Source organism: Streptomyces sp. CA-135486, assembly GCF_050936555.1.
Taxonomy (GTDB): Bacteria; Actinomycetota; Actinomycetes; order Streptomycetales; family Streptomycetaceae; genus Streptomyces.
In genome coordinates this window covers 3,500,922-3,526,545 of sequence record NZ_JBNJMM010000001.1, presented here as the reverse complement: position 1 = coordinate 3,526,545, position 25,624 = coordinate 3,500,922, and the positions used below count along the sequence as shown (strand labels likewise).

Genomic DNA, 25,624 nt, shown 5'->3' with positions numbered 1-25,624 from the left:
TGCAGTCCCATTGGGAGGCACGTTGCTCTTCCGCACCCGCCTGAGACGGCTCGCGCTCACCGGCATAGCCCTGGTGACTGCCACGTCCGCGCTGCCGCCGGCCGCGGCCGCCGATTTCCCTGACCGGCACGACCGGCACCCTTCCGGCGGTGGTCTGTCCGCCGTCATCCGCTACACCGAGTACGGAATTCCACACATCGTCGCGAACGACTACGCGGGTCTCGGCTTCGGCACCGGCTGGGCGCAGGCAGCCGACCAGGTGTGCGTCCTCGCCGACGGCTTCGTCACGGTGCGCGGCGAGCGCTCGCGCTACTTCGGCCCCGACGCGGCCCCCGACGGCTCGCTCTCCTCGGCGACGAAGAATCTCTCCAGTGATCTGTACTTCCGCGGCGTACGCGACGCGGGCACCGTCGAGAAGCTGCTGGCCACACCTGCACCGGCCGGTCCAGGACGGCATGTCAAGGAGCTGATGCGGGGCTGGGCCGCCGGCTACAACGCCTGGCTGAAGCAGCGCCCCATCACCGATCCTGCCTGCAAGAACGCCGACTGGGTGGATCCGGTGACCACGCTGGACGTGGCCAGGCGCGGCTTCGCCGTCTCGGTGCTCGGCGGTCAGGGTCGGGGCATCGACGGCATCACCGCGGCGCAGCCGCCGGGCCAGGCACCGGTCGGCGCGCCCGACGCGGCGTCGACGGCGAAGGCCGCGAGTGAACTGTTCGCCGCCGAGAACGCCGACATGGGCTCCAATGCCGTGGCGTTCAGCGGCAGTACAACTGCGGACGGCCGGGGTCTGCTGCTCGGCAACCCTCACTATCCGTGGCAGGGCGGCCGCCGCTTCTGGCAGTCGCAGCAGACCATCCCCGGCGAGCTGAATGTCTCGGGCGCCTCGCTGCTCGGCACCGCCGTGGTCAGCATCGGCTTCAACGACAAAGTGGCGTGGAGCCATACCGTCGCCACCGGCGTGACCCTGAATCTGCATCAGCTGACGCTGGCTCCGGCCGATCCCACCGCGTATCTGGTGGACGGCAGGCCGGAGCGGATGACGAGGCGGACCGTCACCGTCCAGGTCAAGGACGGGCCGCCCGTGACCCGTACCCAGTGGTGGACGCGGTACGGGCCGGTCGTCACCTCTGTCGGCCCGACGCTGCCGCTGCCCTGGTCGGCCACGACGGCGTACGCCCTCAATGACCCCAACGCGTCGAATCTGCGCTCCTCCGACACCGCGCTCGCCTTCGGCAGGTCCCGCTCCACCGACGACGTGGTGCGGGCGCTGCGGCGCACCCAGGGGCTGCCCTGGATCAACACGATCGCCGCCGACTCCAAGGGCCACACGCTCTTCACCCAGTCGCAGGTGCTGCCGAGGATCACCGACGAGCTTGCGCAGCGCTGCTCGACCCCGCTGGGCAGGGTGACGTATCCGGCGTCGGGCGTGGCCGTGCTGGACGGATCGCGCGGAGACTGCGCGCTGGGCTTGGACGAGGACGCCGTGCAGCCCGGCATCTTCGGCCCGTCGAAGATGCCGACGCTCAAGGACGCTCCGTACGCGGAGAACTCCAACGACAGCGCCTGGCTGGCCAACGCCGACCGGCCGATCACCGGCTACGAGCGGGTCTTCGGGTCGATCGGCACCCCTCGCTCGCTGCGCACCCGAGGCGGCATCGAGGATGTGGCCGCGATGGTGGGCAAGGGCCGGCTGACCGTCGCCGACCTGCAGAAGCAGCAGTTCGCGAACCGGGTGCCCGCCGGGGATCTGGCCGCTGCCGACACGGCCAAGGCGTGCGCGGCACTGTCCGACAAGAGCGCCGAGCTGGGAAAGGCGTGCGATGTGCTGGCGCAGTGGGACCGGACCTTGGACACCGACAGCCGGGGCGCGCTCCTCTTCGACCGGTTCTGGCGGGGCCTGACCGCGTCGGTCCCGCCGGCCGAGCTGTGGAGGGTGCCGTTCTCGGCGGCCGATCCGGTGCGTACGCCGAACACCCTGAACACCGCGTCGCCCGGCTTCGCCCGTGCGCTCACCAATGCCGTCGCCGAGCTGCGTACGGCCAACATTCCACTGGACGCGCCGCTGGGTGAGCACCAGTTCGTCGTACGCAACGACAGGCGCATCCCGGTCCCCGGTGGCACGGAGGGTCTCGGCGTCTGGAACAAGGTCGAGCCGGTGTGGAGTCCGGCAGTCGGCTACACCCAGGTGGTGACGGGTTCGAGCCATATCCAGGCGGTCGGCTGGAACGGCGGGCACTGCCCGGTGGCGCGCACGCTGCTCACGTACTCCCAGTCGTCGAACCCCAATTCCCCGCACTACAGCGACCAGACCGAGCTGTTCTCGGGCGAGCGCTGGGTGCCGTCCCGGTACTGCGAGCGGGACATCTGGCGCTCGCCCGCACTGAAGGTGGTGTGGGTCAGGGGCTGACGCGGTTCAGGGGCCCGGACAGCCGGAGCGCTGTCCGGGCTCACATCGCGCGCTCGCGGCCTTCCCAGTAGGGGTCACGCAGCCGCCGCTTGTAGAGCTTGCCGTTCGGGTCGCGCGGCATGACCTCGATGAAGTCCACCGTCCTGGGGCGCTTGTAGCCTGCCAGTCGGCGCTCGCAGTGGGCGAGAATGCCGGCCGCGAGCGCAGCGTCCGGCTCGTGTCCCTCGGCGGGCTCGACGACCGCCTTGACCTCCTCGCCCCAGTCGGCGTGCGGGATGCCGAAGGCAGCGGCGTCGGCCACGGACGGATGGGTCAGCAGGGCAGCCTCTATCTCGGCGGGGTAGATATTGACGCCGCCCGAGATGATCATGTCGATCTTGCGGTCGCGGAGGAAGAGATAGCCGTCCTCGTCGAGGATGCCGAGATCGCCCACGGTGAAGAAGTCCCCGATGCGGTTCTTCGCCGTCTTGGCCTCGTCCTTGTGGTAGCTGAAGCCGCCGGTGCTCATCTTCATGTAGACGGTGCCCAGTTCGCCGGGCGGAAGCCTGTTGCCGTCGTCGTCGAAGACGGCGAGCTCGCTGATGGGCCAGGCCTTGCCGACGGTGCCGGGCTTCTTCAGCCAGTCCTCGGCGGTCGCGAACGCCCCGCCTCCCTCGCTCGCCGCGTAGTACTCCTCGACACAGCTCCCCCACCAGTCGATCATCGCCCGCTTCACATGGTCGGGGCAGGGGGCCGCGCCATGGATGGCATGCCGCATGGACGAGACGTCGTAGCGCTCCTTGACCGCGTCGGGCAGCGCGAGCAGCCGGTGGAACTGCGTCGGCACCATGTGCGTATGGGTGCAGCCGTACGCGTCGATGAGGCGCAGCATCTCCTCGGGCGTCCACCTGTCCATCAGCACCAGCGGATGCCCGATGTGCAGGGCGGCGCCCGCGAATTGGAGTACGGCGGTGTGGTAGAGCGGCGAGCAGACCAGATGGACGTTGTCGTCGAAGGGCCCGATGCCGAAGATGCCGAGGAAGCCGCCGAGGTGGGCCTCCTCGGGGAGCTTGCCGGACAGCGGACGGCGGATGCCGCGCGGCCGGCCGGTGGTGCCCGAGGTGTAGTTCATGACCCAGCCGAGCGTCCGGTCGTCGGGCGCGGACCGAGGCTGTCCGGCGAGGAGTTCGGCGTACGGACGGAATCCGTCGACCGCACCCACGGCGTAGCGGTGGCTCGCGGGCAGCTTCGCCTCGTCGGCGGCGGCCGTGGCGGCGTCCGCGAAGCGCTCGTGCGCGATGAGCACCACCGCTCCGGAGTCGGAGAGGATCCAGGCGATCTCGGGGCCGATGAAGTGGTGGTTGACGGGGACGAGATAGAACCCGGCCTGGGACGCGGCGAGATAGGCCGTGAAGAACTCGACGCCATTGGGAAGGACGACCGCGAAGGCGTCCCCCTTCTCCAGGCCCGCCGCGCGCAGGCCGTGGACGAGCTGGTTCACGGCGGCGTGCAGCCGCCCGGCCGTCCACTTCTCGCCATCGGGAGCGATCAGGATCGTCCGGTCCGGGTCGGCGGTCGCCTGGGCCCAGAAGCCTCCCGCAGACTGCGTCCGGGAGGATGGCTGCTCACTCACGACTGGCTCCTTCCGTCGATGCGGTTGATCCGGTCCACGGCACGCTCGAAGCCGCGTGTGAGGTCGTCGAAGACCTGCTGCACACTGCGCTCGGAGTTCATCCGGCCGACGATCTGCCCGACGGGCGTCCCGAGCAGCGCCCCGACTTCGTACTTCTGGATACGCGATACGGCGTCGGCGACGAGCAGTCCCTGGAGCGGCATCGGGAGGGTGCCGGGCCCGTTCGGGTCGTCCCAGGCGTCCGTCCACTCGGTGCGCAGCTGACGGGCGGGCTTCCCGGTCAGGGCGCGCGAGCGGACGGTGTCCCCGGAACCCGCCGCGAGCAGCCTTTCGGTGAGGGCCCGCGAGTGGAGGTCCGCCTCGGTGGTGGTGAGCCACAGGGAGCCGAGCCAGACGCCCTGGGCGCCGAGCGCGAGACCGGCGGCGATCTGCTCGCCGCTGCCCATGCCGCCGGCGGCGAGTACGGGCAGCGGGCTCACGGCCGCCACGACCTCCGGGGTGAGCACCATGGAGGCGATCTCGCCGGTGTGGCCGCCCGCCTCGTAGCCCTGTGCGACGACGATGTCGATGCCCGCCTCGGCGTGGCGGCGGGCGTGCTTGGCGCTTCCGGCCAGGGCGGCGACCAGGATGCCCTGGTCGTGGGCGCGCTGGACGACGTCCATGGGCGGGGAGCCGAGGGCGTTGGCGAGGAGCTTGATCGGGTGGTCGAAGGCGACGTCGAGCTGGCTGCGCGCCACCTGTTCCATCCAGCCGGTGATGCGCCAGCCGGAGGCCGCGCCCTCGGGGAGCTGCGGTACGCCGTGCTTGGCGAGGGTCTCCTCGACGAACTGCCGGTGCCCCGCCGGGATCATGGCCTCGATGTCGGCCTCGCTCACACCCTCCACCTTCTTGGCGGGCATGACGACGTCGAGGCCGTAGGGCTTGCCGTCCGTGTGCTCCTGCATCCAGTCGAGGTCGCGTTTGAGGTCGTCGGGGGCGGTGTAGCGGACCGCGCCGAGGACGCCGAAACCTCCCGCCCGGGTGATCGCGGCGGCCACCGCCGGAAAGGGCGTGAAGCCGAAGATGGCGTGCTCGACGCCCAGTCTCTTGCTCAGCTCCGTCTCCATGGGGCGCAGGATGCCGCAGTGGGCCGGACGAGGGAAGAGATTTTCTGATGCAGTGTCAGATTCTTTGCCGCCTTGACGGCCCCTGCCGCCGGTAAGAAAGTTTCACGTGTTGCGGAAGAGTTCGAAGGAATCTTTCAGGGAGGGTGAGGATGACGGAGGACTCGGCGGACAGAGAGATCAGCCGGCGCCGACTCGGCAGCGGCGTCCTGGCCCTGGGAGGTGCGCTGGTGATCGGTTCGATTCCGGGTGCCTCCGCGGCGACGCAGGCAGGAACATCGGGCGGCGGCCGTTCCACACTCCGGCGCGGCTCCGCCGAGCGGGCCGGGCTGATCCCGAGCCATCTCGACCAACTGGTCGCCGACGCCGAGAAGTTCCTCACCCCCTCCCCCAAGCACCCCTGGTACGCGGGAGCCGTGCTGCTGGCGGGGCGGGGCGGCACCGTGGCGCTGCACCGGCCCATCGGCAAGGCGGTGCGCTATGCGGCGTACGACGAGAAGACCGACGCGGGCGTGGAGTTCCCGGCGGAGCAGCAGATCCCGATGGCCGAGGACACCGTCTTCGATCTGGCGTCCGTCTCGAAACTGTTCACCTCGACTCTCGCCGTGCAGCAGATCGAGCGCGGGGCGTTGGAGCTGGCGGCCACCGTCGCCTCGTACCTCCCGGAATTTGGGGGCGCGGGCAAGCAGGACATCACCGTGCGCCAGCTGCTGACCCACACCTCGGGATTCCGTGCCTGGATTCCGCTGTACAAGGAGCCGACCCGGGAAGGAAAGCTCCGGCTGCTGTGGAACGAGTCCCCGGCCGGCCCTCCCGGCACCAGGTACCTGTACTCCGACCTCAATCTGATCTCGCTGCAGCTGGTCCTGGAGGAGATCACCGGTCACCCTCTGGATGTACTGCTCCGCAACGAGATCGCTGCTCCACTCGGGATGCACCGCACTCGCTACAACCCGCCCGCTTCCTGGAAGCCGAAGATCGCCGCCACCGAGGACGCCAGGCTGCCCTGGTCGGGCCTCGACCGCGGCCTGGTCTGGGGCGAGGTGCACGACGAGAACGCGTACAGCTTCGGCGGAGTGGCGGGGCACGCCGGCGTCTTCTCGCGCGCCTGGGACCTCGCGATCCTCGCACGCACGCTGCTGAACGGCGGCTCGTACGGCCGGGCCCGGATCCTTCGACCCGAGTCCGTGGAGCTGATGTTCACCGACTTCAACACCGCCTTCCCCGGTCATGACCACGGCCTCGGCTTCGAGCTCTACCAGCACTGGTACATGGGCGGGATGGCCACGCCCCACACCGCGGGCCACACCGGCTTCACCGGCACCAGCCTGGTCCTCGACCCGAGCACCGACTCGTTCCTGGTCGTGCTGGGCAACTCCGTGCATCCGGTGCGCAGTTGGCGCTCCGGCAGTGCGCCGCGCGTCGCCGCGGCCAACAACATGGCCCGCGCGGTCGCCGTCCGCCCCGAGCACGGCCGCACCGCCTGGTTCTCCGGCATGGCCGCTTCGACGTCCGCCACACTCACGCTGCCCCCGCTCGCCCTCACCTCGGGGCGTGCGCGGCTGTGCTGCTCGCTGTGGTGGGACACCGAGCCGGGCTCGGACGCCCTGTTCCTGGAGGGGTCGGCGGACGACGGGGCGACCTGGCGGGTGGTGCCGTTCACGACCGTACGCAAGGGGGCGGAGCCGCAGCCGCACCCGGCGGGCACCGCGACCGGCTGGTCCGGGCGGGTCTGGCACCGGCTCACCGCGGACCTCTCGGCGTGGCGCGACACCACGGTGCGGCTGCGCTGGCGTTACGCGACCGACCAGCTCTATGTCGGGCGCGGGGTGTATGTGGACGCGCTGCGGGTCGAGGACGGCGGCCGTCCCGTCTTCGACGAGTCGAGACCCACGGACGCGGCCCTGATCGAGGTGGAGGGCTGGGCGGTGTCGCGGGACTGAACTGGGGCGAAGCCCCAGTTACGGGAAGGGGCCAGGTGGAGCAAGGCCCGCCGCAGGCGCACCCGCACCCGCCGCGCACCGGCTCAGTGGCCGAGCACCGCCATCGCCGCGTTGTGCCCCGGCACCCCACTGACCCCGCCGCCCCGGACGGCGCCCGCCCCGCACAGCAGCACATTGGCATGCGCCGTCTCGACGCCCCAGCGCCCCGTGGACTCGGTCGCGTACGGGAAGGCGAGATCGCGGTGGAAGATATGGCCGCCGGGCAGGCGCAGTTCCCGTTCGAGGTCAAGCGGCGTCTTCGCCTCGATGCACGGCTCGCCGTGCTCGTCGAGCGCGAGACAGTCGGCGATCGGCTCGTCCAGGTAGGCGTCCAGCTCGGCGATGGTGGCCGCCAGCAGTTCGCCGCGCGCCTTGTCGTTGTCGTCGGCGAACAGCCGGGCAGGGGTGTGCAGCCCGAACAGCGTGAGCGTCTGGTAGCCCTTGGCCACCAGTTCGGGGCCGAGGATCGAGGGGTCGGTCAGCGAGTGGCAGTAGATCTCCGAGGGCGGCGCGCTCGGCAGACGCCCCTCGGCGGCCTCCCGGTAGGCGGTCGCCAACTGCCCGTACCCCTCGGAGACATGGAACGTTCCGGAGAAGGCATCGCGCGGGTCGACCGCTCGGTCGCGCAGCCGTGGCAGTCGGCGCAGCAGCATATTGACCTTGAGCTGGGCGCCCTCGGCGGGGGCCGGCGGCTCTTCGCCCAGCAGTGCGGCCAGCTCCTGCGGCGAGGCGTTCACCAGCACCTGGCCCGCCGCGACCGTGCCCAGCACCCCGTCGGAGCGGAAGCCGACCTCTGCCCGCCCCCCGTCTGTCTCGATCCCGGTCACCTCGTGCAGCACCGCGATCTCGGCGCCCGCCGCCCTGGCCGCGCCCGCCAGTGCGTCGGTCAGCGCGCCCATGCCGCCCACCGGGACGTCCCAGTCCCCCGTCCCGCCGCCGATCACGTGGTAGAGGAAGCAGCGGTTCTGGAGCAGCGAGGGGTCATCGGCGTCGGCGAAGGTGCCGATCAGTGCGTCGGTCAGCACCACACCCCGTACGAGATCGTCGGCGAACCGCTGCTCGATCGCCGCGCCGATAGGCTCCTCGAAGAGCGTCCGCCAGGCCCTCTCGTCGTCGATACGCGCACGCAGCCCCTCGCGCGTCGGCAGTGGCTCGGTCAGCGTCGGGAACACCCGCTCGGCGACCCGCCCGGTCATTGCGTAGAACTCCTGCCAGGCCGCGTACTCCCGCTCCCCACCGGTGAGCCTGGCGAACGACTCGCGGGTACCCGGTCCACCGACGAGCAGTCCGCCGTCTTCCTTCGGCGTGTACGAGGAGATGGTGCGTTTGCGGACGGCGAAGTTCAGCCCCAGCTCGCGGACGATCTTGTCCGGCAGCAGCGAGACGAGATACGAATAGCGCGAGAGGCGGGCGTCGACCCCGTCGAAGGGGCGGGTGGAGACGGCCGCTCCCCCGGTGTTTCCACGGCGTTCCAGGACGAGGACGGAGCGTCCGGCGCGGGCGAGGTATGCGGCGGCGACCAGGCCGTTGTGGCCACCGCCGACGATCACGACGTCGTACGAGGTGTGTGCGGGCATGGCCGGACCCTAACTGCTTGGTCCTGTCCGGTCGATCAGGGCGAGCCCGGCAGGATCCTGAAGGCACCCCCTCGGCCTGATCGGCCGGACAGTGCCTAATGCCCGTGGGCGGCTCGCTGCTGCCGCAGTGCCGCGACCCGCCGGTACAGGTCCACCGCCTCGGTGTGGCGGCCGAGCTGCTCAAGGCAGTGCGCCTCGTCGTTGCGGCTGGCCAGCGCGTCGGGGTGGTCCATGCCGAGCACCCGCTCACGGGCCTGAGCCACCTGGCGGTAGACGTCCAGCGCGTCCGCCCAGCGGCCCAGCCAGCCGAGCCCCACGGCCACCTCGCGGCGGCTGACGAGGGTGTCGGGGTGGTCCGCGCCGAGCACCCGCTCGCGCAGTGCGCACACATCGCGCGCCTCGGCCAGCGCCTCCTCCCAGCGCGCGAGCCTGCCCAGATTCACGCCGAGGCCGTGCCGTGCGCGCAGTGTCTCGGGGTCGGCGGGCCCGTGTATGCGGGTGCGGTCGTCGACGAGATCGCGGTAGAGCTCCAGGGCCTCCGCACTGCGGCCCAGCCGGCCGAGGCTGATGCCGATCTCGTAGCGCGCGGCGAGGGTGTCGGGATGGTCCGCGCCCAGCGCCCGGGCGCGTGCCGCGGCCACCTCCCGATAGGTGTGCAGCGCCTCGGGCCAGCGCCCCAACTGGCCCAGTGCATACGCCACTTCGTACCGGGTGACGAGAGTGTCCGGATGCTCTGCGCCGAGCACCCGGGCGCGCGCGGCGGCGACCTCGTACGCCATCCGGTAGGAGTCCTCGAGGCGGCCCAGCCTGCTGAGGTTGAAGGCGAGGTTGTGCCGGCAGCGCAGGGTGTCGGGGTGGTCGGGGCCCATGGTGCGCTCGCGGGACCCGAGGACCGCGGCGTACGCCTCGTGGGCCTCGAAGTACCGCCCGAGCTGGCCGAGGACGTACGCCATCTCCTGGCGGGCGCCGAGCGTCTCGGGGTGGTCGGCGCCCATGGTCCGCTCGCGCCCCTCGGCAACCCGGCCGAACTCGCTCAGGGCGTCCGCGGCCCGCCCCGTCCTGCTCAGCGTGAAGCCGACCTCGTAGCGGCTGGCCAGGGTGTCCGGGTGGTCGGGGCCGAGCGCGTGCTCGCGCTCGGCAGCGACGGCGCGGTGCACCTCGCCGGCCTCCTCCCAGCGGCCGAGCCGGCCGAGGCTGAGGCCGGCGTTGTGGCGGCCGGAGAGGACGGCGAGCAGGTCGGGCGGCGGGGTGGGGCGCTCGGGTCTGACCCGTGGCGGCAGCAGTGGGCCGCCGCGGGGATCGGTGTATGTGGTCCACTCGCCGGTCAGCCCGGCGGTGTGGTCGGGCAGGTCGGGCGGCAGGACCGAGGTGCCGGTGGCCTTGTGGCCGGTGGTCATGCCACGGGTCCAGGACGGCAGCCGCGGCTCGCGGGAGTCCGGCTGCTGGGGGCGGGGCCCGGGCAGGACCTGGTGCGTCCGCCCGTGGCGGGTGGCCGTACCGAACCGGCGGCGCAGGTCCTCGGCGTCGGTGGGCCGCTCCTCGGGGGTCTTGGCGAGCAGGTCGAGGACGATCCGCTGGAAGTACTCGGGAATCTCGGCCCGGTGGGTGCGCAGCGGCCGGGGCGCGGTGTCCCGGTGCCCGACGAGCACGGCCCAGGTGTCGTCGTGGTCGAAGGGCGGGGCGCCGGTGGCGATCTCGTACAGCACACAGCCCAGCGAGTACAGATCGCTGCGGTGGTCGACATGGTCGCCGCTGATCTGCTCGGGCGACATGTAGTGCGGGGTGCCCATGGCGATGCCGGTGCCGGTGAGCTTGGAGGTGAAGCCGATGTCCGCGCCGAGGCGGGCGATGCCGAAGTCGCAGATCTTCACGGCGCCGTCGGTGAGCCGCATGATGTTGGCGGGCTTCAGGTCACGGTGGACGATGCCCTGTTCATGGGTGTACGCGAGGGCGTCGGCGATCTGCTCGGCGATGTCGACGACATCGGGCACCGGCAGGGGCTGCTGTTTGTTCTCCTCGAGCAGCTGGCTGAGGTTGTGGCCCTCCAGCAGCTCCATCACCAGATACAGGACGCCCTCGTACTCGCCGAAGTCGTGGACTACGGTCACCCCGCGGTGCTGAAGTGCCGCGGCGACGCGCGCCTCGCGCCGGAAACGCTCCCGCAGCACCCGGGTGAAGGACTGGTCGTGCTGCGGTCCCAGCGGCTTGAGGCACTTGACCGCGACGCGCCGTCCGAGGGACTCGTCGCGGGCCCGCCACACCTCGCCCATGCCGCCGCGCCCGATGAGATCGAGCAGCCGGTACCGGCCTTGGATCAGCCTGGATTCCGCCATCGCGTGCTATCGCCCCCGTTGCTTCGCTGCGCCCTCCCCGGCCCGTCCAGTATGGCCTCCTGTCTGCGTAGTTTGTACGGGGCCGGGCGGCTGCCGGGGCCCAGCCGCGCCATCGCTTTCAAGATGTGACCTGGCGGCAGCTGCCAGCGGAGACGCGAGGGAATGCAGCGCAGCAGGTTGCCCGTGGCGGTGAGTTGATACGTGACGCGTTCGGGGGTGGGGGCGGGTCTGCCGTAGAGCTCATGGGCGTATGGGGGCAGTGCGTTGTACGCGAGCGTGGCCACGCGCCGCCAGAGCAGTTCGCGTGCCGGGACGAGGAGTGCGGTGATGGGTGGCCGCTGGAGGAAGTCGTCGACGTCGTGCGCCTCGGGTCCGGCGGCGAGTTGGGGACGGACCTTCGTGAAGTAGGCGGCGAGCTGCTCGGTGGTCGCGGGCACCTCGGCGGGGTCGAGGCCGACGAGGCGTGCGCCCTCGCGCTGTTCGGCGAGGTAGCGGTCGGCCTGGGCGTCGCTGAGCGGGAAGCCGGAGCGGCGCCCGACGTCGAGATATGAGCCGACCTCGGCGCAGTGCACCCAGAGCAGCAGTTCGGGCTCGTCGACGCCGTAGCGCTCCCCCGTCGCGGGGTCGGTGGCCCCCAGGCGGCTGTGGATGCGGCGGATGCGGGCGCCCGCCTGTTCGGCGGCCTCGGTGGTGCCGTAGCTGATGGTGCCGACGAAGTCGGCCGTGCGTATCAGCCGGCCCCAGGCGTCCTTGCGGAAGTCCGAGTTCTGCATGACACCGCGTACGGCCCGGGGGTGCAGGGCCTGGAGGTACAGGGCGCGCACCCCGGCGACCCACATCATCGGGTCGCCGTGCATCTGCCAGGTGACCGAGTCGGGCCCGAAAAGCCCGGAGTCAGCGTCCGTCATGGCTCGATCCTCCCCCACCGTGTCCCCCGACTTCCCAGGGACAACTGCACGCCGAGGCGTCAGGAGCCCATCATCTCGCGGACCCGCGGTGCCACGGGCCCTGGTGATCTCGTCTTCGCAACCCGGACGATCACCGGAAGCCTGACAGGCAGCGCCGTCGGCAACGAGGAAAGGCCCGGTTCCGCATCGTGCTCGCCATGGCGGCCGGCCGATCGGCCGCCGCCGCTGCCGCAGCCCAGTTCTGAGTACGTCATGCCAGGTCAGACCCTGTGATGTCATTCTGGAGCGCTCTTGGGCCGCAATGGCATCCGCGGCCGCGGAGATCTACTATCACGTGAAGGCATGACGCGCCCTGCGGTCGTAGGGAGGCCGGAATGGCGAAGGCCGGATTCGGACAAGCGGGCGGCCCCTCCTCGCCCTATCTGCCGATCGCCGAGCACGGCCTGATCGGCGATCTTCACAGTGCGGCGCTCGTGGGCACCAACGGCACCATCGATTGGTACTGCTGCCCGCGCTTCGACTCACCGAGCGTCTTCGCCTCCATTCTGGACCGGAACCGCGGCGGATCGTTCCAGCTGGCCGCCGACGTGCCGACGCGAACCCGGCAGTTCTACTTTCCCGACACCAACGTCCTCATCACCCGGTTCTTCGCCTCTGACGGGGTGGCCGAGATCCAGGACTTCATGCCGGTCACCGACGACTCGGGCGCGACGGCCCGGCACCGGCTGATCCGGCGCGTGATCTGCGTCCGGGGAACGCTTCCGTTCACGGCGCGGGTGGCTCCCCGCTTCGGCTACGGGGCCGAACCGCATTCCGCGCAGTTGCAGGGCAACACCGCACTGTTCCGGTCCAAGAGCATGTCGTTGGCGCTGACCGCCACGTCGCCTCTGGAGTGCGACGGCCGGGATGTGTGGTCGCGCTTCAAGCTTCTCGAAGGCGAGTCCGCGGTGTTCGCCCTTGACCAGGTCAGCGATGACGTCATGCCGCGGGCCTGCCCCCAGGCCGAGGCTGAGGACGAGTTCGAGACAACAGTCAGGTTCTGGCGCGGCTGGCTGGCCGGCTCGCGCTACCACGGACGGTGGCGGGAGATGGTGCACCGCTCCGCGCTCGTGTTGAAGCTGCTCACCTACGCGCCGACCGGTGCGATCGTGGCCGCCCCGACGACCAGCCTGCCCGAGCAGATCGGCGGCGAGCGCAACTGGGACTACCGGTTCGTGTGGGTCCGTGACGCCGCCTTCTGTGTCTACGCCATGCTCAGGCTGGGCTTCACCGGAGAGGCCGAGGCGTTCATGGGCTTCCTGTCCGAGCGGGGCATCATGCGCGGCAGCGGTCCCTCGGGTCCGCTGCAGATCATGTACGGAATCGACGGGCGCGGCGAGCTGCCCGAGCGTGAACTGCCCCATCTCGAGGGCTACCTGGGGTCCGCCCCGGTGCGAGTGGGAAATGCCGCCACCGGCCAGCTCCAGCTGGACATCTACGGAGCGCTCATCGACTCCGTCTATCTGTACGACAAGTGGGGCCAGCCCATCAGCAGCGATCGGTGGGACGAGCTCGGTGTACTGGTGGACTGGCTCTGCGACCACTGGGACCAACCCGACGACGGCGTCTGGGAAACGCGCGGGGGACGCAAGGACTTTGTGTATGCGCGGCTGATGTGCTGGGTGGCGATAGAACGGGCCATCCGGATGGCGAACCGCCGGGGCCTGCCCGCCGACCTGCCCCGGTGGCGGCAGAGCCGTGATGCGATCTACCGGCAGATCATGCAACGCGGCTGGTCCCCCGAACGGGGAGCGTTCGTTCAGCACCTCGACGACCATGTACTCGACGCCTCTGTGCTGATGATGCCGATGGCCAAATTCATCTCACCCACCGACCCCAAATGGCTCTCGACCCTGGACGCGCTCACCACGGACCTGGTGTCCGACTCATTGGTCTACCGCTACGACCCCGAAGCCAGCCCGGACGGCCTTCGCGGGGCCGAGGGCACCTTCTCGATCTGCTCCTTCTGGTACGTCGAGGCGCTCGCCCGCGCCGGACGGCTGGAGGAAGCCCGGCTGGCCTTCGAGAAGATGCTCACCTACGCCAACCACGTCGGCCTGTACGCCGAGGAAATCGGACTGACCGGCGAACAACTGGGCAACTTCCCACAGGCGTTCACCCATCTCTCACTGATCAGCGCCGCGTTCAACCTCGACCGCGCCCTCGGCTGACCGTGCCCGGTATTTCCAGTCGGCACTCGCTGACGTCCGTCTGGTCGACGAGGATCACGCAGGGGGCAGACCGGGGCAAATCCCCGTCGGGCAGCACCGCCTGAATGATCAAAGTGGCGGGGGGTTAGCATATGAGCACCGCCTAGCTCGAAAGATAAACCTGTGACTGTCAATGACGACTCGTTCACCAACTGGAAGAACCGCGAGGAGATCGCGGAGTCGATGATCCCCATCATCGGGAAGCTGCACCGGGAGCGGGACATCACGGTCCTGCTTCACAGCCGCTCCTTGGTGAACAAGTCGGTGGTCAGCATCCTCAAGACCCACCGATTCGCCCGGCAGATCGCCGGCGAGGAACTCTCGGTCACCGAGACGCTGCCGTTCCTGCAGGCTCTCACCACGCTCGATCTCGGCCCTTCCCAGATCGACATCGGCATGCTCGCCGCGACGTACAAGACCGACGACCGCGGTCTCTCGGTGGCAGAGTTCACCGCCGGGGCCGTCGTCGGCGCCACAGGCGCCAACAAGATCGAGCGCCGCGAGCCGCGCGACGTCGTCCTCTACGGGTTCGGTCGCATCGGCCGCCTCGTCGCCCGCCTGCTCATCGAGAAGGCCGGCTCCGGCAACGGCCTGCGGCTGCGTGCCATCGTCGTCCGTCAGGGCGGCGACCAGGACATCGTCAAGCGCGCCTCGCTGCTGCGCCGCGACTCCATCCATGGTCAGTTCCAGGGCACGATCACCGTCGACGAGGCGAACAGCACGATCATCGCCAACGGCAACGAGATCAAGGTGATCTACGCCAACGACCCGTCGGAGGTCGACTACACGGCGTACGGCATCAAGGACGCCATCCTCATCGACAACACCGGCAAATGGCGCGACCGCGAGGGCCTGTCCAAGCACCTCCGCCCCGGCATCGACAAGGTCGTCCTGACCGCGCCGGGCAAGGGCGACGTTCCCAACATCGTGCACGGCGTCAACCACGACATGATCAAGCCGGACGAGCAGATCCTGTCCTGCGCGTCCTGCACCACCAACGCGATCGTCCCGCCGCTGAAGGCGATGGCGGACGAGTACGGCGTCCTGCGCGGCCACGTGGAGACCGTCCACTCGTTCACCAACGACCAGAACCTGCTGGACAACTACCACAGCTCCGACCGTCGCGGCCGCTCGGCGCCGCTCAACATGGTCATCACCGAGACCGGTGCCGCCTCCGCCGTCGCCAAGGCGCTGCCCGGCCTCAAGGCGCCGATCACCGGCAGCTCGATCCGCGTTCCGGTGCCGGACGTCTCGATCGCGATCCTCAGCCTGCGGCTCGGGCGCGAGAGCACCCGCGAGGAGGTCCTCGACTACCTGCGCCATGTGTCGCTGACCTCGCCGCTCAAGCGCCAGATCGACTTCACCACCGCCCCCGACGCGGTCTCCAGCGACTTCATCGGCTCGCGCCACGCCTCGATCGTCGACGCCGGCGCCACCAAGGTCGACGGCGACAACGCGATCCTCTACCTCTGGTACGACAACGAGTTCGGCTACTCCTGCCAGGTCATCCGCGTCGTCCAGCACGTCTCCGGGGTGGAGTACCCGACCTACCCGGCCCCCGTGGTCTGATTTTTCGGCGGACCGTCCGTCCGGTGTCCCGGCAGGCGGGACGGGAGTGCGGCATCCGGTTGCGCTCCCACCGCCGGCCGCCGGCCGGACGTGTCGGTGTTCATTTGCTCAGGCCGTCCGCACCGACTGGTTTTCGTTGAGCCTGCTGTAGATCCGTTCCGGAGTCAGGGGCAGCGCGCGGTAGCGGACGCCCGTGGCGTCGTGGAGCGCATTCGCCAATGCGGGAGCCACCGGGTTGATACAGCATTCCGCCATCCCCTTCAACCGCATGGGCCCAACGGAATCCCCGCGATCCAATCACCTGGCAGCGCAAAGGAATACAGGTCGCGGATGGTGCACGTTTGCGCCGATTTCGAGTCCCTCGTCGCCCGGGACGAGCGGATCCCGACGCAACGCTGTCAGGTCGATCAGACGGCGCAGGCTTGGCTGCTCCGCAGACGGAGACAAGCCCGTCATTATGGACCGTGGCGGCGAGGCGACACCCTCCGCACATGCCCGCACCGCTCAGCGTCGTCCTCGTCGCCCTCCCCGGCGTCGAGCTGTTGGAGACTCCTCCTTGAAATGGCCCAGTCGCTCAAAGCTGGTCGCCATATGCATAGTTGGAGATTTCGAAAAGGGAATCCCGAAGTACGTTCGAATTCACCATTTCTTCACGGGTGTTAATGCGGGACGTTCGGTGGAACTGTCCGTTCTCACAGGGGAGACAGGTGTTGTGAGAGAGGTATTGCACCCTCGATTTTACTGACGCGTAGTGCCGGGGAATCGTCGCGCCGCTCCACTCCTTCGCATCGCAACTCATGTGACCACGACAGGAGTGCCCATGCCCTTCATTCCCAGGGCGTCATGGCCGGCGGATCACCGTGACGAGGTCGTCGCGGGTGTGCTTGTTGCGGCGGTGGTCGTTGTCCTTGGATACGCCTCCGGCATCGGCGCTCCACGGGCCGACGGCGTGACCAGTGCTTCACCGCCGACTACTTATCCGTCGGCGCCGCCGTTCTTCTCGGCGCCCGCCGCAGGCGCCGCTGGGGCGGACAGCGCCGCAACAGACGTGCCCGGCACTGCAGGCGGATGGCAAGACGGGGGCGCAGGTGGGATGTTGCCGGTGGCGGACGCGCCCGACGGAGGATCCGCGCACGATCACGGTTCTCAACCTGGGGGCCACGCGGGCCATCCGATGGAACCCGGCGCGCCATCCTCGCCCAGTCCCGCGCCGTCCGAGTCGCAGGCATGCCAGGGCGGCGAAGTGCACCTCGTGCAGCCCCTGCTCAATGGTCTCGTCGCCCCCGTGAATGGATTGCTGGACAGCCTCCTCGTGTCCGGCGCTCCCTCAGCGTCGCCCTCGCCCGCAGCAGCCTCCTCAACTCCGCTCCTGTGCACCGGCCTCATGCCCGGCGTCGTATCCACCGGCATGCCGAGCGCCGCCGCGGAGGCGACGCCGTGACCATCCGCCGAGCGAGCGTCGTCCTCCTCGCGCTCGTAGCTGTGCTGCTGTGCGCGCCCACCGCCTCCGCCCACACCGAACTCACCTCCTCCACGCCCAAGAACGGCACGCGGCTCGACCACGCCCCACCCACCGTGCAGCTCACGTTCAGCGAGCCGGTCGATCCGGCCGACGTGCGGGTGACAGCAGGCGGCAGGAAGCTGGCAGTCACCCGGCCCGATACCAACCGTCTCCGCACAGTCGCAGTAGCCGTCCCGAAGTCCGTGGGCGCCACAGGCAAACGGCTGACCCTGGTGTGGCAAGTGACCGACGAACACGACGGCCACGCCACCGCGGGAAAACTCTCCTTCCAGATACCCGCCGTCGCCGCGAGCCGCAGCGGCGAGGATGCTGTCCCGGCGTCCTCCTCCACGCTGCGGGACTCCGTCACCGCCGCACGCTGGGTCGAATACCTCGCCCTCGCGCTGTTCGTCGGCGGCCTCGGATTCCTCACCTTGATATGGCCGCAGGGCAGCGAGGACCGTCACGCCCGCACCGTGCTCACCCTCGCCTGGGGGTGCGGGCTCGCCGCAACGGTGGCCGGCACCGGACTGCAGGGCGCGAACGCCGCCATGGGATCACTCGGCGACGCCCTCGACCCGGCGACGTACGCCGATGCCCTGGCCGGCGAGGCGGGGATCGTACGCGCCGCGCGGGCACTGCTCTGGCTGCTGGCCACCGTCGTACTGGCCGCCGTGCTGCAGGGCGGAGAGCGGACCGCCCGTTCCCCGGGCTGGCGGGTGGGCGCAGCCGTGGTCTGCCTCGGACTGCTGCGCACAGTCGGCATGTCCGGGCACGGCACCGAGGGCACCCACGCCGGCTGGGGTGCGGTCGCCGATCTGGTGCACCTGCTGGGCATTTCGCTGTGGATCGGTGGTCTCGTGCTGCTGCTGACCGGCGTACTGCCGCGGCGCCGACCGGACGAGCTGGCCCCGGTCGTGCACCGCTACTCCACGCTCGCGGGGGTGTCGGTGACGGCCGTCGCAGCGGCCGGAGTGGTGCTGTCCTGGCAGGTCCTGGGGTCCTTCGAGGCGCTGTTCGACACGTCGTACGGGCGGCTGCTGCTGGTCAAGGTCGCGCTGCTGGCCACCGTGCTGCTCGTCGCTCGGCGCAGCCGGAGCTGGGTGCGCACCCGGCTCGACATTGCCGTACTGCTGCGGGGCGACCGCGCCACCGTACGGCCCTTCGTCTACTCGGTCGCGGCGGAGACGGGCCTCGTGCTGGCCGTCCTCGCCGCGGCGAGTCTGCTCGTCACGGCCGCCCCTGGCCGATGACCGTTCCAACTGCCCTTTCTAAGCAAGGAGTCTGTGCTGTCATGCAGGATGAAGACACCCGGCGCCGCAGGGCGCCGTCCGGGCGGGGCAATCTCGCGCTACTGATCGGCGGACTGGCCGCCGCGGTCACCGCCGTGACATGTCTGGCACTGCTGCAGTCGGCGAGCGGCGCGCCGACGGCGGACACCGCCGCCCCCGCCGCCGCGCAAGCGGCACAGCCCGCGGCGGACAAAAAAGCCGATCACACCGTCGTGATCAAGAACATGGCCTATGCGCAGCCCAAGATGACGGTCACCGTCGGCCAGACCGTGAAGTGGGTCAACGAGGACTCCGCGCCGCACACGGTCACGACCACCAGCGGCCCGGAGAAGTTCGACTCCGGCAACCTGAAGAAGGGCGAGAGCTGGTCGTTCACCTTCACCAAGCCGGGCACGTACTCGTACTACTGCGCCGTGCACCCGGACATGAAGGCGCAGATCACCGTCGTCGACAACAGCTCCGGCAGCTCCGGTGGATCGGGCACGGGTGGCTCCGGCTCCGGGGGTTCGACCTCCGGCGGGTCGACCGGCGGGAGCGGTACGGGCGGTTCAACCGGTGGCCACACCGGCGGCACGTCGGGCGGCTCGGACTCCGGCGGCAGCCACTCGGGAGGTACGACGGGCGGCAGTGGCTCGACAGGTGGCAGCGGCTCGACGGGTGGCAGCGGTTCCGATGAACAGTGCCACAGCGTCCAGCAGGTTCTGCTGCCGATCCTTCAGCACCTCAAGTCCGCTCACCTGGAGGAGTCTCCGGGCGAGCAGATCCAGGACGCCCTGAATCTCGACAGCTACATCAGGATGCACACGGTCTGGCTCGAATCTGTCCTCACACCCGCGGTCGACGGCGGCGGTGCCACCGTCGACGGGACGCTGAGCGTGCTGCTGCAGCACGTCAAGTCCGCCCACCTGGAGGAGTCACCCGGCCAACAGGTCCAGGACATCCTCAACCCCGACGCGTACGTCAGGACGCACACCGTATGGGCCGAGCACCTGTTCGCCCCCACCGAGAAGTACCTCACGCAGTCCTGCTGAGGGCCCCCCGAGCCCGCTGAGGATCACGTAGGTACGACGAGTGACGGGCCGGCCGAGTCACAGTCGGCCGGCCCGCCACCCCACCATTGTCCCTCCGCCGACTGCGCCGCCTACAGAGGTGCCCGGATGACCACCGAACCCCTTCCCCTGTCCCCTCTTCCGCACTGTGCCGACGGACCGCGCCGGTTCCCCCGCCCCGGCACCTACACCGCCACGACCGGCCGCTGCATCGTCGAACTCACCGCCCGCTACGGCCCGTTCGTCACGCTGCGCCGCCGCCTCACCGCCTCCGACGCCGTCCTGACCGTGCCCGCGGACGCCGACAGCTGCGCCCTGCGCATGGAGCTCACCGGCGGACCGCTGCGGCACTTCCCCATCGTCTTCGAAAGCGATCACGGCGAACCGGCCGACGACGGGACCCGTCTCGTCTGCCCGGGCAGGCTGACACTGCGCGGCAGGCACTTCCCCACCGAACTGCCGCTGCGTGTTGTCGAGTGCACCGCCGAGCGGCTGCTGGTCACGGGCACCACTCGGGTGTCCTACCGTCCCCTGCGCGCCGCCACTGGTTTCGCGCTGCCTCACACCCGTCCCGCAGGCCAGCTGCGTCTGCTCGTCGCCGCGGAGTTCACGTGACCGCCACCCCCACGATCACCATCCTTCTGCGCGCCTTCCCAGCCGGGATGCTCCTGGTGGCGGCGGCCCTCCTGGGCCTCCCGTCCACCGCAGCCCATGCCGCCGGCCAGTACCAAGTCCGCATGTCCGGCTACGCGTTCACCCCGAGCACCCTCACCATCACCGCCGGGTCCACCATCACCTGGACCAACCAGGACACCGCACCCCATGACGTGAAGAGCACATCAGGTCCTCATGCCTTCCATTCCCCGATGCTCGACAAGGGCGGCAGCTGGAGCCACACGTTCAGCAGTCCTGGCACGTACAGCTACCTCTGCACGGTCCACCCCGGTATGAGGGGACAGCTCATGGTGAAGGCAGCCGCCCCGAGCCCGGCGGCCACCCACTCGCACATGCACCCACCCACCGCTCAGCACCAACCCACCGCACAGCACCAGCACGCCGAGACATCCGGCGCCGCAACGGCCACCACACCCCGCAGCGGCACCCGCCCGCCCTCCCTCTCCGCGGGCTCACCGACTCCCCCCACCGGCTCATCAAGGCCGGCCCAGACGCAGCCCGCCCCCTCCACCCAGGCCGCCGCGTCCAACGCTCCCCTCCAGCCACTGCTGCTCCTCACCGGAGCCGTCGCCGGAGTCGCCGTTCTCTGCCTGCTCCTGGTGGGCTCCCGCTCGGCAGCCGCACGCCGGACGGAAGGGAGCGGCGACGTGTGAAACATCTGGTGACGAGGAAGGCCTCGCCGTTTCTCTCATCGTCCGGATCTGCGAGTCCGCTCGGGACCGGGACCGGGAATCCTTGTCGCAAGACGTGTGACGAAGATTCGTTGTTGGCACGCCGACGACGGGCCAGCGGCTCTTCGTGACGAGGCCGGCCACCGCCTGCCGCACCCGGCGCCGCAGACGCCGTGAGCCGAGGGCGGGCAGTGAGACGTCGACTTGCTCGTCCGCCACCAGGGCGCCGTCGGTGTCCGCCTGCCAGCGGATGCCCCTGGCGGTGCTGCGGCGCAGATCCTCCGGCAGGCCGGGGGCGAGGTCCCGGGCTGTCTCGGAGGGCAGGCCCGGGTCGGCGACCAGGACGAGCCGCAGGTTCCTGTCTTTCGTGTCCGCGTCGGGCTGCCTCATACACCCTTGTCCTGCCGCCCTCGGTGATGTCGCGCCTCGCCGCTTCCCTCAGGCTGCCACCACAGGGAGGGATCCGCTGGTCCACCCGTTCGGCAGCACGCCGCGCCTGCGGGCCTGGGCACCCCTAGCATGCTGACTGTGCGACCCATTCTCCCGAAGATCGAGGGCGGCCGGGTACAGGGCGTCCTGCAGCTCATCGAGGACGGCATCCACCTCGTCGTCGCGGCGCTCCTCGTACTGCTCGCGGGGCTCCTGACCGTCGGGGTCGCCCACGACGTCATCAGGTCGATCCAGGGGCCGTACCGCGAGGAGACGGTCGTTCTCTCCGCCCTGGACAACGGCCTTGTGCTGTTCATCGTGGCCGAGCTGCTCCACACCGTCCGCCTCACCATCAGGAACCAGACCCTCGACGCGGAGCCGTTCCTCGTCGTCGGCCTGATTGCCGGCATCCGCAAGGTGCTCATCGTGACGGCCGAGGCGGAGAAGTCCTTCCGGTGGAACGTCGAGGGGCTCGAATTGCTCATCCTGGCGGGGCTGATCCTCGTGATGGCGACAGCGGTGTACGTGTGGCGGCGCTCGACGCGGCCGGGAGACTACTTCCCGCTCCAGGAGGCGCGGCGCTCCCCGTCGCCGGAGCCGTCACCCACCCCGGTGCGGGGGTCCTGATTCGTCACCTTCCGCCGCCACGGCCGCCCGCACCCGCTGCTCCTCGCGAGCAGAGCCGATGTCCCGTTCCAGGGGTGTGCGGCTCACGGCCGTCGTGAGGTCCTCCAAGGCCCGCTTCTGCAGTTCCGCCCCGCGCCGCACCACCGGGCTCCGGTCCCCGGCGGCGGCGCCCTCCCACGCGCGGAGCGCCTCCTCCACGCGCCCCCAGTCCGGATTCCTGTGCTCGCGCACGTCGACTGCCGCCTGCGCGGTGTCCGCCTCCAGGGCCTCGGCGAGCCGCTCCGCCTCGGGGACGAAACGGCTGTCCGCCGGCGGAACGTGGCTCTCCATGAGCATCGTCGCCCGGCCGAACCCCTTGAGCGCCTCCTGTGCCTCCTCCGCCTCGCGCGACGTCAGACCCCTGGGACGGACCGGTTCCTGCCTTGCCCGGTCGTAGGCCTCCTGCCAGGCGGCACGTGCCTCCCTGCTCGCCAGCAGGGCCCTGCGCATGTCGGCGCGATGCTCCCGGGTCGGTTCGGCGTAGCTGCGGAGCACCGCGGCGGCGTAGCGGCCGTTGGCGGCGAGCCAGTCCGCAAGCCGGCCCGGCAGCCGGGGCGTCTCCCATGCGGGGAACACCACGTACGCCAGCATTGCCAGGGCCCCGCCGAGCAGGGTGAGCACCACCCGCTCCGGAACCGTCTGCTCCCATGCCTGGCCGCCCATGCCGAGCAGGAAGACGACGTATGCGGCAGTGAAGCACTGGGAGAAGGCGTAGCCGGTACGGATCAGCGTGTACGACAGGCCCGCCGAGACCACCGCCAGCGCGCCGAACACATGGGTGTCCGGGCCCAGGGCCCGCACCATCCCGGTGGCGAGCGCGACCCCCGCCAGGGTCCCGGCGAGACGGGCCACCGCACGCGCGTACGTCCGGTGGAAGTCCGGCCGCATCACCATCACCGAGGCGATGGGCGCCCAGTAGCCGTGGCCCAGGGGTAGCCGGGCGGCGATCAGATAGCCGAGCGTGGCCACCGCCGCCAGGCGGACGGCGTGCCGGAACACGGGCGAGTCCCGGCGGAGCTCACGGCGGACCGCCCGGACGACGACCGGGAGCAGCCGGAACATTGTCGGGCGCACCAGGAACTGGGCGCCCGCGGGACCGGGCGGCGTGGGCGTCTTCCCGCGCGCGCCGCCGCTCCCGGCGATCTCCAACGCCTCGCCGAGCAGTTCCACGAGCCGCTCGGCGGCCTGCCGCGCGGGCCCCTCCAGCACCTCGTGCTCCTCATCGACGCGCAGGACGTCCGCGGTCCTGGGCGGCACCTCGGCGGGAGTGCCGCGGCGGATCGAACGGGCGGCCGCGTCCAGGACGTCGGCGGCCGCGTCGAGCAACTCCCGCGCGCGGTCCCGCCCGGGTCCCTCCGCTGGGGCACCGACGTTCGGGTCGGCGAGCGCGGCGACGACCGGCCGAATGCGCTCGGCGAGGCCCCGCGGGCCATGGAGGACGGGGGGACGGGTGCGGGCCTGTGATGGCGTCACGGCGGCCGCGTCCCGGGCCGTCATCAACGGCTCCGGGTCGAACGGGGCGGTCGGGTCGTGCCGCAGCCGGCGGGCGTAGTCCGCCACGGCGGCCAGGGCGTCGGCGAGCGCGTCCCGATGTGCCCCCCAACGGCGGATCGGGAACAGCAAGATCAGCACGGCCTGCGCCAGGCCTCCGAGCGCGATGACCCCGGCGTGCTCCAGGGCTCGCCCGACGCTCGTGGGCAGGGTGATGGTCACCAGCATGCCGCCGACCGTCGTCGCTGCGACGATCCCGGCGGTCGATCCGACGGCCCACGCCATCCCCGCGACAAAGGCCCATACGGCCAGCAGCGGGAGGAACGTCACGAGTCGCCCCGCCGCCAGGTAGCCCACGAAGGTGTGAGCGCCAGACCCGCGCCCGCGCCGAGCGCGATCACCTTGCGTGGACGCCAGGTGCGCTGGAAGGTGGCCCCACCCGCGGAGTAGGCACCGAGGGCGGCGGACGCGGCGTACGCAGGGGAGACCAGCCACAGCGCCGGCCCGATGACGATCGCCACCCCAGCAGCCGTGCGCAGCGCGAGCAGAGGCTCCAGCCGCGTCTCCTCGATCGTGAGCCCGGATCGCACGGCCTCCACGAAGGCCCGCAGCCACGTCACGGGTGTGAGCCTAGCCGGACCGCAGCCCCAGCGGCCGCGGCTCGACGTCGTCCTCGTGGCCGATCTGGGATGGCCGACGGAGGTCGCGAAGGGACTGAAGAAGGGTGACTGACCTGCCCTACAGGGACAACACCCGCCCCGTCATCGCCAGAATCAGCCCGCCGGAGCACATCGCGCTGCTGTCGCTTCCCATGGTTGGCCTGGTGCGCGTCGCCCACCGGCTGAGTGGAGCGGCTCTCGGCGTGATCGGAGCGCTGATCCCGGAGTCCGGCAACGCCCTGCCACTCGGGGGGATCCAGTACACCGGCGAGGCACAGCAATACGTCCTGCCGCGGGCGGTTGCGGCTACTAGGCGGGATGGTCCGCGTCGACCGGCCCAGCCTCTCCCGAGCGCTCGCTGGCGTGTCCGCCACCGCGGCGTTCGGCCTCATCAGCAGCGACATCTGGGGGGTCACCCCTTTACGCGGGGCCGCTCCGCGACGCGGTGTTCACCCTGCTGTCGATCCGCACGCCTGTCCGACTACCCCGGCAGTCGGAAGCCTGGGCCTGGTAGGGCAATACAGGGAGGCTAATTGGGCCCGACATGCGCATGCGTTCGCGCGCCCCCGTCTGCCAGGCTGAATGGGAAGCCCAGGGGGCCGGGAGCCACCCCGGCGCCCGCAGCCGGAGGTTGCCGTCATGACCGTGATGTCCATCGCCAGGTTCGAAAGGTTCTTCCGCGCGGCCGCGGGGCTGGACGTCGACAAGAACGATCTCAAGCGCTACAGCGACTTCGTCGACGCCAAGCTCTACGATCTGCTGACCGTCGCCCAGGCCACTGCCAAGGCCAACGGTCGCGACATCATCCGGACCTGTGACCTACCGATCACGAAAGGCCTGCAGGAGAGCATTCACCACTTCCGGAAGATCGACCAGGAAGTAGAACTCAAGCCGATCCTGGAACAGCTCGCCGCCCACCCCGTTCTGGACCGCACGCCCGACGAGGAGACCGAGGCGGCCTATCCGGACATCATCGGCGGACTCAGCCTGGCCCTTGCTCAGAGCTTCAAGATCATCCACCCCGACCTGAAGAACCCCCGGACCGAGCACTGGGACGAGGCCCGAGCCGTCTTCGACCTCCTGCTGTGAGTGGCGACCGGACCAGGCGGTGCAGGCCACGGCCAAACAGCGTCAGCGAGCTCCTCGGCTGCCGCAACGATCCTGCTGGCCCGCCGCAGGGCCTCGTCCACATCCAGGGTGCTGCCGAGAGCGGTCGTGACCTCCGCCAGCAGCGCCAGGCGGTCCAGAGCCCGCTGCAGCACCGCGTCCACGTCGAACTCGTCCTGCGAGAGAGCGCAACGCCCGACGCGCGCTGGGCAAACAGCCCTCGGGGCGGCTGACGCACCTGGTCGGTGAGCCGGCTGAGACCGCGGTGGGCACCCGGCGGCTGCTGGAGCAGACCGCTGTGCGGCTTGCGGGTGCGTGCCCAGCCAAGGGGCCTGTCCTGC

16 protein-coding genes and 1 pseudogene are annotated in these 25,624 nt (G+C 70.4%); 10 read left to right on the top strand and 7 right to left on the bottom strand.

Translation table 11 applies throughout. The features are described from left to right. Window positions 1–22: 22 nt before the first annotated feature. Entirely contained in the window at window positions 23–2,410 is a 2,388-nt protein-coding gene (locus ACQEVG_RS15985) for a penicillin acylase family protein (protein WP_432983341.1), read from the top strand. A gap of 40 nt (window positions 2,411–2,450) precedes the next feature. Here the strand turns inward: ACQEVG_RS15985 and ACQEVG_RS15980 are convergent, their stop codons facing one another. Together ACQEVG_RS15980 and ACQEVG_RS15975 are read right to left on the bottom strand one after the other, a co-directional pair. After that, window positions 2,451–4,022, bottom strand: coding sequence for an acyl-CoA synthetase (locus ACQEVG_RS15980; RefSeq protein ID WP_432983338.1), 1,572 nt, complete (start codon window positions 4,020–4,022; stop codon window positions 2,451–2,453). Next, window positions 4,019–5,128, bottom strand: a complete 1,110-nt coding sequence (locus tag ACQEVG_RS15975) for an NAD(P)H-dependent flavin oxidoreductase (protein WP_432983335.1) — start codon at window positions 5,126–5,128, stop codon at window positions 4,019–4,021. Before ACQEVG_RS15975 ends, ACQEVG_RS15980 begins: the two co-directional genes overlap by 4 nt. Window positions 5,129–5,277: 149 nt before the next feature. Here ACQEVG_RS15975 and ACQEVG_RS15970 point away from each other — a divergent pair, with 149 nt between their 5' ends. After that, a complete protein-coding gene (locus ACQEVG_RS15970) occupies window positions 5,278–7,068 on the top strand; it encodes a serine hydrolase (RefSeq protein WP_432983332.1) in 1,791 nt (596 codons plus the stop codon). Window positions 7,069–7,151: 83 nt separating this feature from the next. Here ACQEVG_RS15970 and ACQEVG_RS15965 read toward each other — a convergent pair whose 3' ends face one another. From ACQEVG_RS15965 to ACQEVG_RS15955, 3 genes are all read right to left on the bottom strand, one after another. Beyond that, window positions 7,152–8,684, bottom strand: a complete 1,533-nt coding sequence (locus ACQEVG_RS15965; RefSeq protein ID WP_432983329.1) for a phytoene desaturase family protein — start codon at window positions 8,682–8,684, stop codon at window positions 7,152–7,154. 95 nt (window positions 8,685–8,779) lie between these two features. Further along, on the bottom strand, window positions 8,780–11,017 hold the full coding sequence (locus tag ACQEVG_RS15960; RefSeq protein WP_432983326.1) for a tetratricopeptide repeat protein: 2,238 nt from the start codon (window positions 11,015–11,017) through the stop codon (window positions 8,780–8,782). After that, entirely contained in the window at window positions 10,999–11,925 is a 927-nt protein-coding gene (locus ACQEVG_RS15955; RefSeq protein WP_432983323.1) for an oxygenase MpaB family protein, read from the bottom strand. Before ACQEVG_RS15955 ends, ACQEVG_RS15960 begins: the two co-directional genes overlap by 19 nt. Before the next feature lie 374 nt (window positions 11,926–12,299). On the opposite strand from ACQEVG_RS15955, the gene ACQEVG_RS15950 reads away from it, so the two are divergent. Both ACQEVG_RS15950 and ACQEVG_RS15945 read left to right on the top strand, forming a co-directional pair. After that, a complete protein-coding gene (locus tag ACQEVG_RS15950; protein WP_432983320.1) occupies window positions 12,300–14,135 on the top strand; it encodes a glycoside hydrolase family 15 protein in 1,836 nt (611 codons plus the stop codon). A 162-nt stretch (window positions 14,136–14,297) separates the two neighbouring features. Continuing rightward, window positions 14,298–15,743, top strand: a complete 1,446-nt coding sequence (locus tag ACQEVG_RS15945; protein WP_432983317.1) for a glyceraldehyde-3-phosphate dehydrogenase — start codon at window positions 14,298–14,300, stop codon at window positions 15,741–15,743. A gap of 108 nt (window positions 15,744–15,851) precedes the next feature. On the opposite strand, the gene ACQEVG_RS15940 is transcribed toward ACQEVG_RS15945, so the two are convergent. Beyond that, on the bottom strand, window positions 15,852–16,013 hold the full coding sequence (locus tag ACQEVG_RS15940) for a hypothetical protein (protein WP_432983314.1): 162 nt from the start codon (window positions 16,011–16,013) through the stop codon (window positions 15,852–15,854). A 1,167-nt stretch (window positions 16,014–17,180) separates the two neighbouring features. Between ACQEVG_RS15940 and ACQEVG_RS15935 the strand changes: the two genes are divergently transcribed. From ACQEVG_RS15935 to ACQEVG_RS15915, 5 genes are all read left to right on the top strand, one after another. Beyond that, a complete protein-coding gene (locus ACQEVG_RS15935) occupies window positions 17,181–18,497 on the top strand; it encodes a CopD family protein (protein WP_432983311.1) in 1,317 nt (438 codons plus the stop codon). A 41-nt stretch (window positions 18,498–18,538) separates the two neighbouring features. Next, window positions 18,539–19,567 (top strand): cupredoxin domain-containing protein, encoded by a 1,029-nt coding sequence (locus ACQEVG_RS15930; protein ID WP_432983308.1) that lies wholly within the window; start codon window positions 18,539–18,541, stop codon window positions 19,565–19,567. A 126-nt stretch (window positions 19,568–19,693) separates the two neighbouring features. Then, window positions 19,694–20,200: a hypothetical protein gene (locus ACQEVG_RS15925; RefSeq protein WP_432983305.1), complete on the top strand. Its 507-nt coding sequence runs from the start codon at window positions 19,694–19,696 to the stop codon at window positions 20,198–20,200. After that, a complete protein-coding gene (locus tag ACQEVG_RS15920) occupies window positions 20,197–20,913 on the top strand; it encodes a plastocyanin/azurin family copper-binding protein (protein WP_432983302.1) in 717 nt (238 codons plus the stop codon). Before ACQEVG_RS15925 ends, ACQEVG_RS15920 begins: the two co-directional genes overlap by 4 nt. Before the next feature lie 537 nt (window positions 20,914–21,450). After that, window positions 21,451–21,987, top strand: coding sequence for a phosphate-starvation-inducible PsiE family protein (locus ACQEVG_RS15915; protein WP_432983299.1), 537 nt, complete (start codon window positions 21,451–21,453; stop codon window positions 21,985–21,987). On the opposite strand, the pseudogene ACQEVG_RS15910 reads toward ACQEVG_RS15915, so the two are convergent. Beyond that, window positions 21,961–24,137 (bottom strand): annotated as a pseudogene (locus ACQEVG_RS15910) (FUSC family protein). The gene ACQEVG_RS15915 and the pseudogene ACQEVG_RS15910 overlap by 27 nt on opposite strands. Window positions 24,138–24,815: 678 nt before the next feature. Here ACQEVG_RS15910 and ACQEVG_RS15905 point away from each other — a divergent pair. Then, a complete protein-coding gene (locus tag ACQEVG_RS15905; protein ID WP_432983296.1) occupies window positions 24,816–25,265 on the top strand; it encodes a DUF1931 family protein in 450 nt (149 codons plus the stop codon). Window positions 25,266–25,624: the final 359 nt, after the last annotated feature.